Origin of the sequence: Stenotrophomonas sp. SBJS02 (assembly GCF_020428325.2) — a bacterium.
GTDB lineage: Bacteria > Pseudomonadota > Gammaproteobacteria > Xanthomonadales > Xanthomonadaceae > Stenotrophomonas > Stenotrophomonas africana.
Genome location: NZ_CP109812.1, coordinates 2,691,150 through 2,706,258, shown reverse-complemented (window position 1 = coordinate 2,706,258; position 15,109 = coordinate 2,691,150). Strand labels below are relative to the sequence as shown.

The 15,109-nt window shown below is 66.7% G+C and carries 15 protein-coding genes; 4 read left to right on the top strand and 11 right to left on the bottom strand.

Going from position 1 to position 15,109, the window contains the following annotated elements:
* Positions 1-33: 33 nt before the first annotated feature.
* Together FQS62_RS12605 and FQS62_RS12600 are read right to left on the bottom strand one after the other, a co-directional pair.
* Positions 34-885, bottom strand: a complete 852-nt coding sequence (locus FQS62_RS12605) for a FecR family protein (RefSeq protein ID WP_208043478.1) — start codon at positions 883-885, stop codon at positions 34-36.
* Positions 882-1,406 (bottom strand): RNA polymerase sigma factor, encoded by a 525-nt coding sequence (locus tag FQS62_RS12600; RefSeq protein WP_136637954.1) that lies wholly within the window; start codon positions 1,404-1,406, stop codon positions 882-884. Before FQS62_RS12600 ends, FQS62_RS12605 begins: the two co-directional genes overlap by 4 nt.
* A 203-nt stretch (positions 1,407-1,609) precedes the next feature.
* Between FQS62_RS12600 and FQS62_RS12595 the strand changes: the two genes are divergently transcribed.
* From FQS62_RS12595 to FQS62_RS12585, 3 genes are all read left to right on the top strand, one after another.
* Positions 1,610-1,876 carry a hypothetical protein gene (locus FQS62_RS12595; protein ID WP_208043479.1) on the top strand — a complete coding sequence of 89 codons (267 nt, stop codon included), beginning with the start codon at positions 1,610-1,612 and terminating at the stop codon, positions 1,874-1,876.
* Between the two features lie 9 nt (positions 1,877-1,885).
* The gene (locus tag FQS62_RS12590) at positions 1,886-3,058 is read left to right on the top strand and encodes a low temperature requirement protein A (RefSeq protein WP_208043480.1); all 1,173 of its coding nucleotides are present in this window, start codon (positions 1,886-1,888) and stop codon (positions 3,056-3,058) included.
* A gap of 87 nt (positions 3,059-3,145) precedes the next feature.
* The gene (locus FQS62_RS12585; protein ID WP_136637956.1) at positions 3,146-3,580 is read left to right on the top strand and encodes an EamA family transporter; all 435 of its coding nucleotides are present in this window, start codon (positions 3,146-3,148) and stop codon (positions 3,578-3,580) included.
* A gap of 62 nt (positions 3,581-3,642) precedes the next feature.
* On the opposite strand, the gene FQS62_RS12580 is transcribed toward FQS62_RS12585, so the two are convergent.
* From FQS62_RS12580 to pip, 8 genes are all read right to left on the bottom strand, one after another.
* The gene (locus FQS62_RS12580) at positions 3,643-4,188 is read right to left on the bottom strand and encodes a DUF1697 domain-containing protein (protein WP_136637957.1); all 546 of its coding nucleotides are present in this window, start codon (positions 4,186-4,188) and stop codon (positions 3,643-3,645) included.
* Positions 4,185-4,826: a response regulator transcription factor gene (locus tag FQS62_RS12575; RefSeq protein WP_046982553.1), complete on the bottom strand. Its 642-nt coding sequence runs from the start codon at positions 4,824-4,826 to the stop codon at positions 4,185-4,187. The genes FQS62_RS12580 and FQS62_RS12575 overlap by 4 nt, the downstream gene beginning before the upstream one ends.
* Positions 4,819-5,874: a sensor histidine kinase gene (locus tag FQS62_RS12570; protein ID WP_046982554.1), complete on the bottom strand. Its 1,056-nt coding sequence runs from the start codon at positions 5,872-5,874 to the stop codon at positions 4,819-4,821. The genes FQS62_RS12575 and FQS62_RS12570 overlap by 8 nt, the downstream gene beginning before the upstream one ends.
* Before the next feature lie 186 nt (positions 5,875-6,060).
* Positions 6,061-6,798, bottom strand: a complete 738-nt coding sequence (locus FQS62_RS12565; protein WP_012511185.1) for an MgtC/SapB family protein — start codon at positions 6,796-6,798, stop codon at positions 6,061-6,063.
* Positions 6,799-6,829: 31 nt separating this feature from the next.
* Positions 6,830-9,589, bottom strand: coding sequence for a magnesium-translocating P-type ATPase (gene mgtA / locus FQS62_RS12560; protein WP_136637959.1), 2,760 nt, complete (start codon positions 9,587-9,589; stop codon positions 6,830-6,832).
* Positions 9,590-9,651: 62 nt separating this feature from the next.
* Entirely contained in the window at positions 9,652-9,951 is a 300-nt protein-coding gene (locus FQS62_RS12555) for a hypothetical protein (RefSeq protein WP_046982556.1), read from the bottom strand.
* Between the two features lie 293 nt (positions 9,952-10,244).
* Entirely contained in the window at positions 10,245-10,544 is a 300-nt protein-coding gene (locus FQS62_RS12550) for an EF-hand domain-containing protein (RefSeq protein WP_136637960.1), read from the bottom strand.
* 309 nt (positions 10,545-10,853) lie between these two features.
* Positions 10,854-11,801 (bottom strand): prolyl aminopeptidase, encoded by a 948-nt coding sequence (pip, locus tag FQS62_RS12545; protein WP_208043481.1) that lies wholly within the window; start codon positions 11,799-11,801, stop codon positions 10,854-10,856.
* A gap of 114 nt (positions 11,802-11,915) precedes the next feature.
* Between pip and FQS62_RS12540 the strand changes: the two genes are divergently transcribed.
* Positions 11,916-12,581, top strand: coding sequence for a TraX family protein (locus FQS62_RS12540; protein ID WP_046982558.1), 666 nt, complete (start codon positions 11,916-11,918; stop codon positions 12,579-12,581).
* Between the two features lie 170 nt (positions 12,582-12,751).
* Here FQS62_RS12540 and FQS62_RS12535 read toward each other — a convergent pair whose 3' ends face one another.
* Positions 12,752-14,998 carry a TonB-dependent receptor gene (locus tag FQS62_RS12535; RefSeq protein WP_208043482.1) on the bottom strand — a complete coding sequence of 749 codons (2,247 nt, stop codon included), beginning with the start codon at positions 14,996-14,998 and terminating at the stop codon, positions 12,752-12,754.
* Positions 14,999-15,109 lie beyond the last annotated feature (111 nt).

The following is a 15,109-nucleotide window of genomic DNA, read 5'->3' as shown; positions in this document are numbered from 1 at the left end:
GGGACGGCGCGCAACCCACCCTCGGCGTGGCAATCAATCGCGGGCACGCAGATGCAGGCTGCCGTCGGCGGCGGTATGCACCTGGACCGGCAGGATCTCCGGCAACAGGGCGACCGCCGTCTCGGCACGGTCGGCATCGAACACGCCCGACACCTGCAGTGGTCCCAGTGCCGGGTCGTCCAGCACGATCGGACGGTCGTGATAGCGCTGCAGGATGCGCAGCACCTCGGCCAGCGGCATGCGGTCGAACTGCAGCCGGCCGGTGGTCCAGTCGGCCCGGTCCGGATCCACTGCTTCCGGCGGAGACAGGGACCCCGGCTGGGCCAGCAGGCGCTGCCCCGGCTTCAGCCGCTGCTCGGTGCCGCCGCCATCCACGCTGACACCGACCTCGCCGCGCCAAAGCGTGACCTCGCTGAGATCGCCCTGGCGGTCAACATCGAACACCGTGCCGTAGTTGCGTACCTGTACCGGCCCGGCATCGACCTGGAAGCGGCGCCACGCCGAATGCTGCACCTCGAAGCGCGCATGGCCCTGCGCCAGCAGCACCCGCCGCGAACGCAGGTGGCGACGGACCTGCAGGTGGGTCCCCGCGTCGAGCAGCACGCGGCTGCCGTCCGGCAGCTCGATGTCGCGGCGCTCGCCGACGGCGGTCTGGTAGTCACGCATTTGCCAGGCCGGGTCGGCCAGCAGCAGCGCGGCGGCCGCCAGCAACAGCACCGGCAGTACCCGTTTCGCGCCAGATTCGCCGCGCCGCCGCTGCAGCTGCTCCGGGCCTGGCAACGGGAAACGCTCCTTCAGTGCCTCCCGGTGCTGATCGAGCGTGTCCTCGGCGGACGGTTCGGCGGGCGGCGACGGCGGTACCGGATCGGGTGATGCAGGGCTCACCGCAGCGCACCGTGCAGCCGGCAGTCGGCCATGGCCAGGCGCAGGTGACGTTCCACCGCCTTCAGGCCGATGCCCATCCGCTGCGCCACTTCGGTCTGGGGCAGCTCGTGGATCTTGTGCAGGATGAACACCTGCTGCCGCCGGCAGGGCATGCGCTCGATGCTGGCGGTCAGCCGCTGCAGCGCCTGCTGGCCCTGCGCCTGGCGCTCGGGTCCGGGGCGCTCGCAGGCGCCTTCGGGAAGCTCGGCGCGGGGCTCCACCCAGTGCCGGCGCAGGTCCTCGGCGCGGCAGCGGTCGACCGCTGCGTCGTGGGCGATCCTGCGCAGCAGCGCGATCGGTTGGCGGGCGTCATGCACGGCCGGACGTTCCAGCAGGCGTACACAGATATCGTGCACCACTTCGCGGGCCAGCCCGGGCGAGCGGAACCGGCGATGCAGGTAGTCCACCAGTTCCTCGTAGTGGCGCACCAGCGAGGTCACCAGCGGCAGCGCAGGTGGGCGGGGAAGTGTCGGCTGGGACATCCGGACGGGCAGCAAGGGTGAAAGGCGGGTGCCGGGAGGTCATCCCTGCGTAATGACGCAATACTAATGGGAACTGTTCTCGTTTGCCATGCCGCGATCGCCAGGGCGATTGTTCGCCGCGCCTGGAAAGTGAATCCACGATCATCGGCTGGAGCGCAGAATCGCCCACGGCTAGCCTGCCTGCAGGCTCAAGGAGGTGGACCATGCATGTGCTTCTGGTGATGTTGGGCGGCATTGTGCTGTTGGGAGTGTTCCTGTTGTTCGGACGGCTGTGGAGCGTAGGCACCTCACAGCTGCCCACGGCCCTGATCGCGTTCATTGCCACCTGGCTGTTGGTGACGGTGGCCAACCTGTGGGTGGGTGTCAGCAAGGCCGGCTACGGGATGCGCGAAGAACTGCCGATCCTGCTGCTGGTGTTCGCGGTGCCGGCCCTGCTGGCCGGCCTGCTCTACTGGCGCCTGGCGCGCTGAAGGAAAGCCATGAGTACACGACTGCGATTGCCGGCCCTGCGCCAGCGCGACGGCCACCACGCCCGCGTGACCTACGAAGAACTGTTCTTCGACCTGGTCTACGTGTTCGCGGTCACCCAGCTGAGCCACCACCTGTTGCACCACCTGGACCTGGCCGGCGTGCTGCAGACCCTGGTGCTGTGGTTTGCGGTGTGGCTGGGCTGGCAGTACGCCTGCTGGGTCAGCAACTGGTTCGATCCGGAGGCACCGCGCATTCGTGGCCTGCTGTTTGCCACCATGCTGTTGGCCTTGCTGATGTCGTCGTCCATTCCCGAGGCGTTCGCCGACCGTGCCTGGGTGTTCGCCGGGGCCTACGCCACCATGCAGGTCGGGCGTACCGCCTTTGTGCTGTTCGAGGTCGGCCACACACACCCGCTGGCGCCGAACTTCCGCCGCATGCTGGCGTGGGTGAGCGTATCGGCCTGCTTCTGGCTGGCAGGTGCGGCAGCCGAGGGGAATACGCGGCTGGCGCTGTGGGCGGTGGCGGTGGCGTGCGAATACGTCTCACCGATGTTCGGCTTCGCGTTCCCGGGGCTGGGTCGTTCGCACACCCGCGAGTGGACCATCGAGGGCGGGCACCTGGCCGAGCGCTGCCAGCTGTTCGTCATCGTCGCACTGGGCGAGACGTTGCTGGCCACCGGTGGTGTGCTCAGCGAGGTCGAACAGTGGAGTGGGGCGGTGGTGTCGGCGGTGCTTGCCACCTTCGCCGGCACGATCGCCATGTGGTGGCTGTATTTCGGCATCTCCAGCCGCGACGCCACCGAGGCCATCAGCCATGCTGAAGACCCCGGGCGGATGGGGGCCAACTTCCACTACGTGCACGCGCTGCTGATCGCCGGGATCATCGCTACGGCGGTGGGCAATGACCTGGTCATGGACCACCCGCACGCTGCGGTGACGCCGGTGCATGCGGCCGTGCTGGTTGCAGGGCCATTGATCTACCTGCTGGACAGCGCGCTGTACAAGCGCGTGGTATACGGGCGCGCACCGTACTCGCATCTGATCGGTGCGGTGGCACTGGTCCTGCTGGGCGTGGTGTTGCCGCAGACCCATCTGCTGGCCGCCGGTTGGCTGACCAGTGCGGTGCTGCTGGCGGTGGGGTTGATGGATACGCGGTTGAAGCACCGTCTGCAACGCGCCTGATCCACACGGCGGCTCGCACTGCTTGCGCAGGCGGGCAATGGGAGTAGCGTTGGCGGTGGGTGCTCTTGGAGCCGGGAGTGGCGCAACATGCAGAGCGTTCCGCAATGGCTCGTCTGGGCCGGGTTGTCAGCCTGCTTCGCCGCTCTGACCGCGCTGTTCGCCAAGGTTGGGGTCAAGGGCGTCGACTCGGATCTGGCCATGGCCATCCGCACCCTGGTGGTGGCGGCGGTGATCCTGCCGCTGGTGGTGATCAGCGGCAAGTGGTCGAATCCATTGCTGCTGCCGGGGCGCACGCAGCTGTTCCTGGTGCTGTCGGCACTGGCCACCGGCGCCTCGTGGCTGTTCTACTTCCGCGCGCTGCAGAGTGGTGAACTGGCCAAGGTGGCGGTGGTCGACAAGTTCAGCGTGGTGCTGGTGATCGTGCTGGCTTACCTGCTGCTGGGCGAACGACCGAGCCTGCGGGAGTGGAGCGGCATCGGCCTGGTGGTTGCCGGGGTGATCGTGCTGGCGACGAAGAAGTAGCGGGATTCAACCCATCACACGGAAGTGCAGGATGCAGGGCGAAGCACACGGTAGAGTCGACTCTACCGTCTCCCTCTACCGCCTGGGGTGGCCTGGCCAAGCGCGGCGGCCATTGCCGCAAGTTTGCCGACCGTGTTGAGGTTGCGGGCGGTGCCTTGCTGGGCATAGGGAATCCGCAGGCGTGAGTCGGCCATGCCGTCGCCATAGTGGACGAAGATCTCGCGTGTACCCAGCACCAGCTGCTCATCGCGCAGGCCGGTCACCCCGGTCAAGGGATCCGTGGGCAGTGCCTCATCCACGAACAGCGCGACCACACGATTGCCGGCGGCGTGCGGGAACGGATTGCCGGCGGCAACCGCCGCGATCTCGGCTGCCGAGCGCACCAGCACACCCACCGGTTTTCCGGCATAGGCCTGCAGCCGTTGGCCAAGGGCTTTCCGCACGCCGGCTTCGTCAAGTCCGCTGCGGAACACCACGTTGCCGCTGGCGATATAGGTGCGGACGTCGGTGAAGCCTGCGTCCTCGCACATCGCCACCAGTTCAACCATCGGCAGCTTGCCGGTGCCGCCGACGTTGACTGCGCGTAGCAGCGCGACATGCACGCTCATGGGGTGCCCGCCTGCAAGCGGTCGTACATGCGCACCAGGTCGACCAGCGTACGCGCGCCCATCTTGCGCATCACCTGTGCGCGGCGCACCTTCACGGTGATCTCGCTCACCCCGAGGTCGCCGGCGATCTGCTTGTTGAGGCGGCCGCGCACCACGCCGTCGACCACCTCGCGCTCGCCGGGGTTGAGGGTATTCCAGCGCTGCTGCAGGGCGTCCAGTGCCTCGCCGTCACGGCGGCGCTGGCGGTCGATGTCGATCCCCTTGTGGATTGCATCCAGCAGCTCCTGGTCACGGAACGGCTTGGTCAGGAACTCGATGGCACCGTCCTTGATCGCGTTGACACCCATCGCGATGTCGCCGTGGCCGGTGATGAACACCACCGGCAGCTGCAGGCCGTGGCTGCCCATCGTGCGATGGAACTCCAGCCCACTCTGGCCGGGCATGCGCACATCCAGCACCAGGCAGGCCGGTGCATCTTCCAGTTCGTGCTCGAGGAATGCCTGGGTGGAGGCGAAGGCCCGTACCTGCAGGCCCATCGAGGCGAGCAGGTCTTCCAGCGCGGCGCGCACCGACGGATCGTCATCGATCACATAGACGATGGGCGCTGGATCGGCGGCGGGTGCAGCGGGCTTACGCATGAGGAAGTTCCGTGGCGATGGGCAGGTCAAACACAAAGCAGGCACCCCCGCCGCTGGGGCGCTCGGCTCGGATCCTGCCTTCGTTGGCTTCGATCATCGAACGGCTCAGGCTGAGACCGAGCCCCAGCCCGTGTGATTTGGTGGTCCAGAAGGCATCGAACACGCGCTCAGGATGGTCGATTGGCAGGCCGACACCGCGGTCGCGCACGCTGAGGCTGATCCGCTGTCCGTCGCGTTGGGTCAACAGGGACAGGCGTCGATCAGCGGCGGGCACGGCCTCCATTGCGTCCACCGCATTGAGGATCAGGTTGCCGATCACCTGCTGCACCTGCACGCGATCGGCCTGTACCAGCGGCAGGTCGGCATCGAGCAGCAGGGCCACGGCCACGCCGTGCTGGTCCAGCTCGCTGCGCGACAGCGCCAGCATTTCCTCCACCGCCTGGTTCAGGTCGAAGGCGCGTCGTTCCGGTGCCGCACCCTGGGTCAGGCCGCGAATGCGGGCGATCACGTCACCGGCGCGATGTGCATCGTCCAGGATGCGGGACACGGTCTGCCGGGCCTTGTCGACGTTCGGTGGGTCCTGTGCCAGCCAGCGCTGGCAGGCCTCGGCGCTGCTGGCAATGGCCGCCAGCGGCTGGTTGACTTCATGTGCGATGGAGGTGGTCAGCTCGCCCACGGTCGACGCGCGCGCCACCCGCAGCAACCGGCCCTGCGCTTCCTGCACTGCGGCCTTGGCCGCTTCCATCTTCAACGCGAGGTAGGTGGTGATGCCGATCACCAGCATGCCGATCACCGAATTGACCAGGCCGATGCGATAGGTGCCGAAGCGGGTGAGGAAGAAGCTCAGGGCGGTGAGTGCGATGCAGGCGATGGCCAGGCTGATCAGCCCGCGCGCACTCAGCACTCGTGATGCGGCGAGGATGACCGCTGCATAGAAGCAGGCCGCAGCCACGGCGTAGTCGGTGACGGTATCGACCAGGAAGATCGCCGCCATCACAACGATCAGGGCCAGCAGCACCAGCGGGCGGCGGGGCGACAGCGATGGCATCGGGACGTCTCCCTGGCGTGGGGGGGAAGGATAGCAAAGCCGCCTTGGGTGGATGCGGGCACCCACCAAAGCGATGCCGGGTAGTGCCGGCCGCTGGCCGGCATCTCCAGGATTGTGCCGACCAAGGTCGGCACCTACCAAAGTGGTAGACGGTGTGGCCGGCCAGCGGCCGGCACTACCGAGCGGCTACTCCTCCAGGCTGGCGTTCCAGAACCCCTGCAGCACGCCGGGGGTGGTCGCCAGCGTGGCCAGCACCGCATCCAGTTCACCGGCATCCACCGTGGTGGCATACAGTACGGCTTCTATCTCCACGTCACGCTCGCCGAACGGGCGCTGGTCCACCGCGCGTACCGGGTAGTGCGCCTGTTCCAGCAGCAGCAACAGCTGGTCCAGCACCTCGGCCTGCTGCTCACGTTGGCAGACCACGTTGATCGCATAGGTTGCTTCGCTGAACGCTTCCGGCAACGGCTGCCGCTGGATGCGGTTCACCACCGGCCGCAGCAGGGTGTTGGCGGCCAGCACGAACACGGCCGCCAGTACCGCTTCGGGCAGCAGCTTGATACCCGCACAGGCGCCAACCGCCGCCGAGCCCCAGAGGGTGGCCGCGGTGTTCAGGCCGGACACCTGCGCGCCGTCCTTCATGATCGCGCCGGCGCCGAGGAAGCCGACACCGGAGATCACATAGGCCACCACGTGCAGTGGCGACGGCGGGCCGCCGTACAGGTCGTGGAAGCGCACGGCCAGGTCCACGAACACTGCCGCACCCACCGCCACCAGTGTATTGGTGCGCAGACCGGCGGTGCGTTGGCGCAGCTGTCGCTCCAGGCCGATGACGGTGCCAAGCACGAAGGCCACCGAGAGGCTGATCAACGAGCTCAGGGTCGCGCCGGCGTTGAACGCCGGCAGGTTCGGATTGATGTCCATTGTGCTTCTCCCTGGACCAGGCGGCGGGCGCTTACTGCCAGCCGTAGCGACGGATGTAGATCTTCTTCAGCAGGGTGGTCAGCACCGCGTAGCCGAACAGGATCGCCACCAGGAACGGCCAGTAGCCGGTCGGCAGGGCCTGCAGCTTGAAGTAGCCAGCCAGCGGACTCATCGGCAGGGCCACGCCGATGGCCATGATCAGGCCGGTCATCACCAGCAGCGGCGGCGCGGCGATGCTCTGCAGGAACGGCACCTTCGGTGTACGGATCATGTGCACAATCAGCGTCTGGGTCAGCAGGCCCACCACGAACCAGCCGGACTGGAACAGGCCTTGGTCGGCTGGTGTGCGCGCATCGAACACGTACCACATCAGGGCAAAGCAGCTCAGGTCGAAGATCGAGCTGATCGGCCCGAAGAACACCATGAAGCGTCCAATGTCTGCCGGGTTCCACTTCAGCGGCTTGCGCACCAGCTCCTCGTCCACGTTGTCGAACGGAATGGCGATCTGCGAGATGTCGTACAGCAGGTTCTGCACCAGCAGCTGCAGTGGCAGCATCGGCAGGAACGGCAGGAAGGCCGAGGCCACCAGCACCGAGAACACGTTGCCGAAGTTGGAGCTGGCAGTCATGCGGATGTACTTCAGCATGTTGTTGAAGGTGCGCCGGCCCTGGATCACACCTTCCTCCAGCACCATCAGGTTCTTTTCCAGCAGGATGATGTCGGCCGCCTCCTTGGCGATGTCCACCGCACTGTCCACGCTGATGCCGATGTCCGCCGCACGCAGCGCCGGTGCATCGTTGATGCCATCGCCGAGGAAACCGACCACCTTGCCCTGCGCACGCAGCTCGCGCACCAGGCGCTCCTTGTGCAGCGGGGTCAGGCGAGCGAACACGCGGTGGTGGTGCAGCGCCCGCGACAGCGCGCCGTCATCCATGCGCTCGATCTGCGGACCGGTCAGAATGGTGTCTGCCTCCAGCCCGACCTGCGCGCAGACGCGGGCGGTCACCAGTTCGTTGTCACCGGTGAATACCTTCACCTCCACGCCATGCGCGGCCAGCGCCTGCAATGCCTGCGCAGCCGATTCCTTGGGCGGGTCGAGGAAGGCCACGTAGCCGACCAGGGTCAGGCCGCACTCGTCAGCCTGCGAATACACGGTCTGGCTGGCAGCAGTTTCCTTCATCGCCACTGCCACCACGCGCAGGCCCTGTTCGTTCAGTTCCTCCGTGGTCTGCCGCACGCGCGCCAGCCGCTGCTCATCCAACGCCTTGTCCTCGCCGTTCTCGCGCACGGTGCTGCACACCGCCAGCATTTCTTCCACTGCTCCCTTGCAGATCAGCTCATGGTGGTCCTCGCGTTCGGACACCACCACCGACATGCGGCGGCGCTCGAAGTCGAACGGAATCTCATCCACCTTGTGGTAGTCCTGCGACAGCCGCAGCGAGCTCTGCAGCTCCACGTGCTCCAGCACCGCACGGTCCAGCAGGTTGATCAGCCCGGTCTGGAAATGGCTGTTGAGGTAGGCAAACTTCAGCACATCCTCCGAATCGTGACCGAACACATCGGTGTGCCGTTCCAGCGCGATCTTGTCCTGGGTGAGGGTGCCGGTCTTGTCGGTGCACAGCACTTCCATCGCACCGAAGTTCTGGATCGCATCCAGGCGCTTGACGATCACCTTGCGCCGCGACAGCAGCACCGCACCCTTGGCCAGGGTGGAGGTGACGATCATCGGCAGCATTTCCGGGGTCAGGCCCACCGCCACCGACAGCGCGAACAGGAATGCCTCGGTCCAGTCGCCCTTGGTCCAGCCATTGATCAGCAGCACGAACGGCACCATCACCAACGCGAAGCGGATCAGCAGCCAGCTGACACTGTTGACGCCGGCCTGGAACGCAGTCGGCGCGCGGTCGGTGGCGGTGCTGCGCTGGGCCAGGGTGCCGAAGTAGGTACGGTTGCCGGTGGCCAGCACCACGGCGGTGGCGGTGCCGGACACCACATTGGTGCCCATGAACAGCAGGTTGTGCTGCTCCAGCAGACCAGCCAGGCCATCGCCCGGGTGCGCGAACTTCTCCACCGGCAGCGACTCGCCGGTCATCGCTGCCTGCGCCACGAAAAGGTCCTTGGCGGTCAGCACGCGGCAATCGGCCGGAATCATGTCGCCGGCCGACAGCACGATGTGGTCACCGGGCACCAGCTCACGGATCGGCAGGTCCAGCAACCGCGCCGGGCGACGGCTGTGCAGGTGGGCACCGAAATACTGGTCGGCAACGTCTGCCGCCTCGGTGCCCGGATTGCGGCGCAGCACGCGCGCGGTGTTGCCGACCAGTGCCTTCAACCGCTCGGCGGCACGGTTGGAACGGCCTTCCTGCACGAAGCGGATCAGCGTGGACAGCAGCACCATCGCACCAATCACCACGGTGGCCTTGATGTCCTCGGTCAGCCAGGACACCGCCGCCAGCACGGTCAGCAGCAGGTTGAACGGATTGCGGTAGCACTGCCACAGATGGCGCCACCACGGAAGCGGTTTTTCGTGATCGACCTCGTTGGGGCCGAGCGTGGCCAGCCGCTCCTCGGCCTCATGCGGGCTGAGGCCATCGACGTGCGAGTCGAGCGCGGCCAGCAGGCGCGGCTCGTCCAGCTGCGACAGGGTCACCAGGCCGGTGGTGAGCGCGAACGGTGCGGCTTCGGCGCTGCCCGGGCCGAAGCCGGCTTCGGGCATGGCGCGACGGCCGAACAGGTTGCCTGCGCGACGGCTGCGCAGGAAGGCATTGAACCAGGCGTTGAGCAGGCTCATGGGAACTCCTTGAATGTCAGAGCCGGCCGCGGCCGGAATACGAACGGAATGGATGCAACGGATCAGGCGTGGCGCATCGCCAGTACCGCCGGTGACCACGGCTGCATATGCAGGCGCTGGCTGCCACCGATGCACAGCGGCTTCATCGCATCGCGAAGGGGGTAGGGCAGATGGCGCAGCACGTTGATGCGCTCGCTGATCGGCAGCAGCGACAGTGCGTCGGCGACCACGCGCGGCGAACCGAGCGACAGCGAACGGGCGAAAACCACGGGGCCGTGCTGCAGCAGTTGGCTGCGCAGGGCGGCAACATCGCGCTCGCCGATCAGGCGGCGCAGGGTGATGTAGAGGATCTTGTAGGACATGGGGGCGATCTCCAGGCAGGCGGTGCCTGACGATCCCCCGTCACTCAGGCAGGCGGGGACCGGCGGGCGGGCGCCAGGAACAGGCAACAGGCGGGCATACGGGGCGCGGGGCGCCCAGCAGGGTCGGGGTCCATCTGCGTCTCCATGAAGGGAGGGAGCCAGCCAGGGTTGCCCTGGCCAGTGGCGCTATTGTCCGCCCCTGAATGGGGTAGTCCTAGAGGCTCGTGGGTTAGCCCGGCTATACCTTGGTATAGCCGGGCGAGCATCGCGCCAATCGATGGCGCATAAAGGGATCAATGCGCGGTGCTGGTCTGCTTGCACACGTCGTACTCGCCGCGGCTCAACGTCTTGTTGCGATCGGTATCGCAGGCGTGCAGGCGTTCGGCCCAGTCGGGCGCCACTGCATCCACCTCGGCCAGGGTGACGATGCCGTCCTTGTCCTTGTCCAGCGATTCATAGGCTGGAATCAGCTTCACTTCGGTTACGTCCTCGGCCGCGGTGGCCTTGCTGGCATCCTGGGTCTTGGAACACGCACCGAGAAGCAGGCCCGCGCAAAGTGCGAGAGCGACGGGGAGATAGCGAACACCGGTCATGGCAGGCTCCAGAAGTAGGGAGGTAGGCCAGGGTTGTCCGTGGCCACGGCCGGATCATCGGCGCCTGCCTGTAAGCGAGCTGCGAAGAATCCGCCTGCCTGGCCGGTGGCGGTGAGCCGCCATTCACCGGGCTGCCGTGATCGACGGCCCAGAGGCGGCTGCGGGGAGACGGATGGGTAGAGTCGACTGTTGGTCGACTATCGCGCGCAGCGCGGGGTTTTAGGCTTCCCGCCGAGAGCAGTCGACTGACAGTCGACTCTGCCCTCGAACAGTGGGATGCCGGCCAGCGGCCGGCGCTACCCCCTCTCTTCAGTTCCGGTCGGCAAACGCGTCCGTGGCGCGCACCAGCGCATCGACCGTCGCCGGCTCGTTCGCGCCATGTCCCGAGATCACCATCTCCAGCTTTGCCTCCGGCCAGGCCTTGGCCAGGTCCCAGGCGCTGCGCGGCGGGCAGATGATGTCATAGCGGCCCTGCACGATCACGCCGGGCAGATGGCGGATGCGATCTATATCGCGCAACAGCTGGTTCGGTTCCAGGAAGATACCGTTGCGGAAGTAATGCGCTTCGATGCGGGCCTTGGCCAGCGTGTCCAGCGGGTCGTCGGTAGAAACAGCATCCACGTCGTGCTGCAGGGTGGCGGCGTTGTCTTCCCAGCCCAGCCAGGCCTGCGCGGCTGCGATGCGGGTGGCCTCATCGGCGCTGTCCATGCGCGTCCAGTAGGCCGCAATCATGTCGCCACGCTCGCCTTCTGGAATGTAGGCCTCGTAGCGATCCCAGCGCTCCGGGAAGATCCAGCGCGCACCACCGTTGGTTTCCGCGAACCAGCGGTTCTCCATCTCGCGGCCAAGGAATACGCCACGCAGGATCAGGCCGGTGGCACGCTCGGGATGTGCCTGCGCGTAGGCCAGCGACAGGGTCGAGCCCCAGGAACCGCCATAGACCAGCCAACGCTCGATGCCGAGGTGCTCGCGCACCTTCTCGATGTCGGCCACCAGTTCCTGCGTGGTGTTGTCGCGCAGCTCGCCGAACGGCGTGGAGCGACCGCTGCCGCGCTGGTCGATCAGCACGATGCGGTAGCGCGCCGGGTCGAAGAAACGGCGATGGGTGGGCGAAATACCCGCACCCGGTCCGCCATGCAGGTACACCACCGGAATGCCCTCCGGCGTGCCGCACTCTTCGATGTGCAGCGTGTGCAGATCGCTTACCGGCAGAGTGAACTCGCGGTACGGCTCGATGGTTGGGTACAGAGTGCGCATGGCGGGTGTCTCACAAGCAGGGGCGGCCAGCATAGCGCCTCGCGCCGACCGAGGCAGGGGGTGTTGCTTGCGGGACGCTGGAAATGGGCTTGCCGATGCGCATAAGCTTCTGGGATGCACGCGACCACGACAAGGACGTCCACGTTCAGCATCAGCCTCGGCAGTGGCGCCCGCGAGCTGCTGAAGTGGATCGCATTGCTGGCCATGACCGGCGACCACGTGGCCAAGGTGGTGTTCGGTGGCTACGTGCCGGTGGTCACTGAACTGGGGCGCATCGCCTTTCCGCTGTTCGCACTGGTGATGGCCTGCAACCTGGCCCAACCGGGCGCCGACCTTCGCAAGTCGATGCGTCGCCTGGCCCTGTGGGGCGTCATCGCCCAACCGCTGCATGCCTTGGTCTTTGGCTCCTGGCTGCCGCTCAACATCCTACTCACGTTCGCCCTGGCTGCCGTGGCGGTGCACGCGCTGGCCAACAACCGGCCCCTGTTGCTGTTGTTGGCGGCGGGTGTACTGCCGATGCTGGTGGACTACCAGTGGGCCGGAGTCGGCAGTGTCCTGCTGGCCTGGATCGCGTTCCGCCATCGCGCGTGGTGGACGCTGCTGATTGCCTTGGCGGCGGTGTGCTGGGCCAACCGGAACGGCTGGGCCGTGCTGGCAGTTCCCGTGGTGCTGCTGGCCGCACGGGTGCAGTGGCAACTGCCACGCTGGCGCTGGATGTTCTATGGGTACTACGTGGGGCATCTGCTGGTACTGGCGGTGGTGGCGCGCGTGCTTTCTTGATCAATGCATGGGTGGTCGTGCCTTGTGTCGGTAGATCCACGCCATACGTGGATGCTTCTGGCGGATTGCCTGGCATTCTGTAGAGCCGAGCCCATGCTCGGCTCATCAAAGGAAACGGAGCCGAGCATGGCTCGGCTCTACAGTACGCCCACGCCGCCCATGGATGCCTTTCAGAAATCCATCGTGGCCGACAACAACACCGTTCTCGGTGCCCCCAGCGCCAGGCTGGAAAGCAACGGCATGCCCCAATACGCCTTGTTGGTCACGTTGTTCACGCTCGCTCTCAGGGCAAGCGGTCGTCCGGCCACGGTGGTGCTGTAGCGCGCACCCACATCGAACAAAGTGCGCCCAGGTACCGACAGGCTATTGTCTGCGCTGATGTACTGCTTCGACATGGCGGTGGCATTGCCGGTCAGGGTAAAGCCCTCCAGTGCAGGCACATCCCATTCCACGCCCAGCTTGGCCTGCCGCTGCGCAACCGCCGTGGCCATGCGGCCTTCATTCACGCCACCGGCCGTGCGGGTCAGCTTGGGCTGCACATAGGCCATGCCACCCAGCAGGCGCACGCCATCCAGCGGTGAGCCGAAGAAACCCCATTCCACGCCGCGGTTCCGTTGTTCACCACCGAACGAGAAGACATTCGTGACCGGGTCGGTGTAGCTGCTCGGGCGCTTGATCTCGTACACGCTGAAGGTGTGCGTGAAGCTGCCAAGGTCCAGTTTCAGGCCGAGCTCCTTCTGCTTGGTGCGGAAAGGCGCGAACACATCGCCGGCGTTGGCAGCAGTCATCGGCGCGGTGGCGCCCTGGCTGAGGCCTTCGATGTAGTTGGTGTAGATCGAAAGCTTATCGGTGGCCTTCACCAGCAACGCGGCGGCAGGGGTGGTGGCGCTCTCGTCATAGCGTGAGGTGCGCGCACCGCTGGCCACGTTGAAGGTCTCGCTGACCACCTGCTGGCGACGCACGCCCAGCGTCAGTTGCGCGCGGTCATCGGCGAAGGACAAGGTGTCGGCGAAGCCGAGGCTGTCCAGCCGCAGCTCGGTGTGCGAGATATGCGGCGCCACGAACGGCGCGGCCGGGCCCCACACCGGGTTGTACAGGTTGGTGGTCCAGTCCCAGCCCGGCACGCTGCGGCGGCCGTAGTCGTTCTGGGTGTGCTGGTAATGGGTCACGTTGGCAGCCCACTGGTGGCCGACGCTGCCGGTACGGAAGCTGCCGCGCAGGCCAGCATCACCGGACTGCTTCTTGATGTCGAACGCCAGCTGGCCGATCACGGTAGTGAAGTCACCGGCTGGGTTGAGGATCTGCGCGCTGATCGATCCGTTGTAGCGGTAGTCGGTCTTGCTGGTGCCGTAGGCCAGGTAGGCCATCAGGTTGTCGATGATATCCAGCTCGCCACGCAGCATCGCGCCCTTGTCCTGGCTGTCCACGTAGGCCCAGTCCGGGTTGATCAGTGTGTCGCCTCGCGGCGGGCGGGGAATGGCGACGCCCGGTGCCAGGCCGACACCACGGGCCGGGCCGTCGACGCGGTCGTCGGCGCTGTACAGATCGGCCGACAGGCGGGCGCGCTCGCCGCGCCAATCCAGCGCCAGCGAGCCCAGCTGCACCTTCTTGCTCTGCTTGCCCACTGCACCGTCGCCATCACGGTAAGCGCCGTTGAAGCGGATGCCGAACTGCTTGTCGGCGCCCAGACGGCGGCCCACATCCACATGGGTGCCGAACTGCGCATCGGAGGCGAAGTTGGCGCTGATCCGCAGCAATGGCTGGTCATCCGCACGCTTGGGCACCAGGTTGACGCTGCCACCGACCGAGCCGCCCGGCGGCATGCCGTTGAGCAGGGCGGACGGGCCCTTCAACACCTCGATGCGCTCGAACATTTCCGGTGAGGTGCGGTAGTACGGCGCGATGCCGCTGAGGCCGTTGAAGGTGGTGTCGCTGCTGCTGGAGGCGAAGCCGCGGATGGCGTAGTTCTCGCTCCAGGAACCGGTGACGCCGTTACTGAACACCGTGGGGTCGGTGGCGGCGATGACGTCGGTGAGGTCCTTGGCCTGGCGGTCGCGGATGAAGGCTTCGGTGTAGCTGACCGTACTGAACGGCGTATCCATGAAGTCCTTGTCGCCGAGCAGGCCGACGCGGCTGCCAGAGGCCACCTGTCCGCCGGCATAGTCGCCGGTCACCCGGCGCTGTTCCTGCACCTGCACCGAAGGCAGGGTGGACGGCGTCGACTCGGCCAGCGCGGCGAACGAGGCCAGCAGGCCCAGCGCCAGGACCGACACCCGGATGCCCAGCGCCTGCGTCTGGCCGCTACGCGCATTGGGGGTGCTCTGGTAGCGCCGGGCCATGCCCGGCGGGAGCATCACCAGGCGGGTCGGATCAGCAGCTGCGCGCTGCAGCAGAGAGGAAAGGTCGTACACGGTCATGCCAGATTCCTGTGAATCGCAGGTGCGAACGCGCCTGGCGCGCTGCCGACGGCAAGCACGGGGGTGGGCGCAGCGCAGGGTTGTCGGCTGGGTGGGAACCTGGCGGGGAGT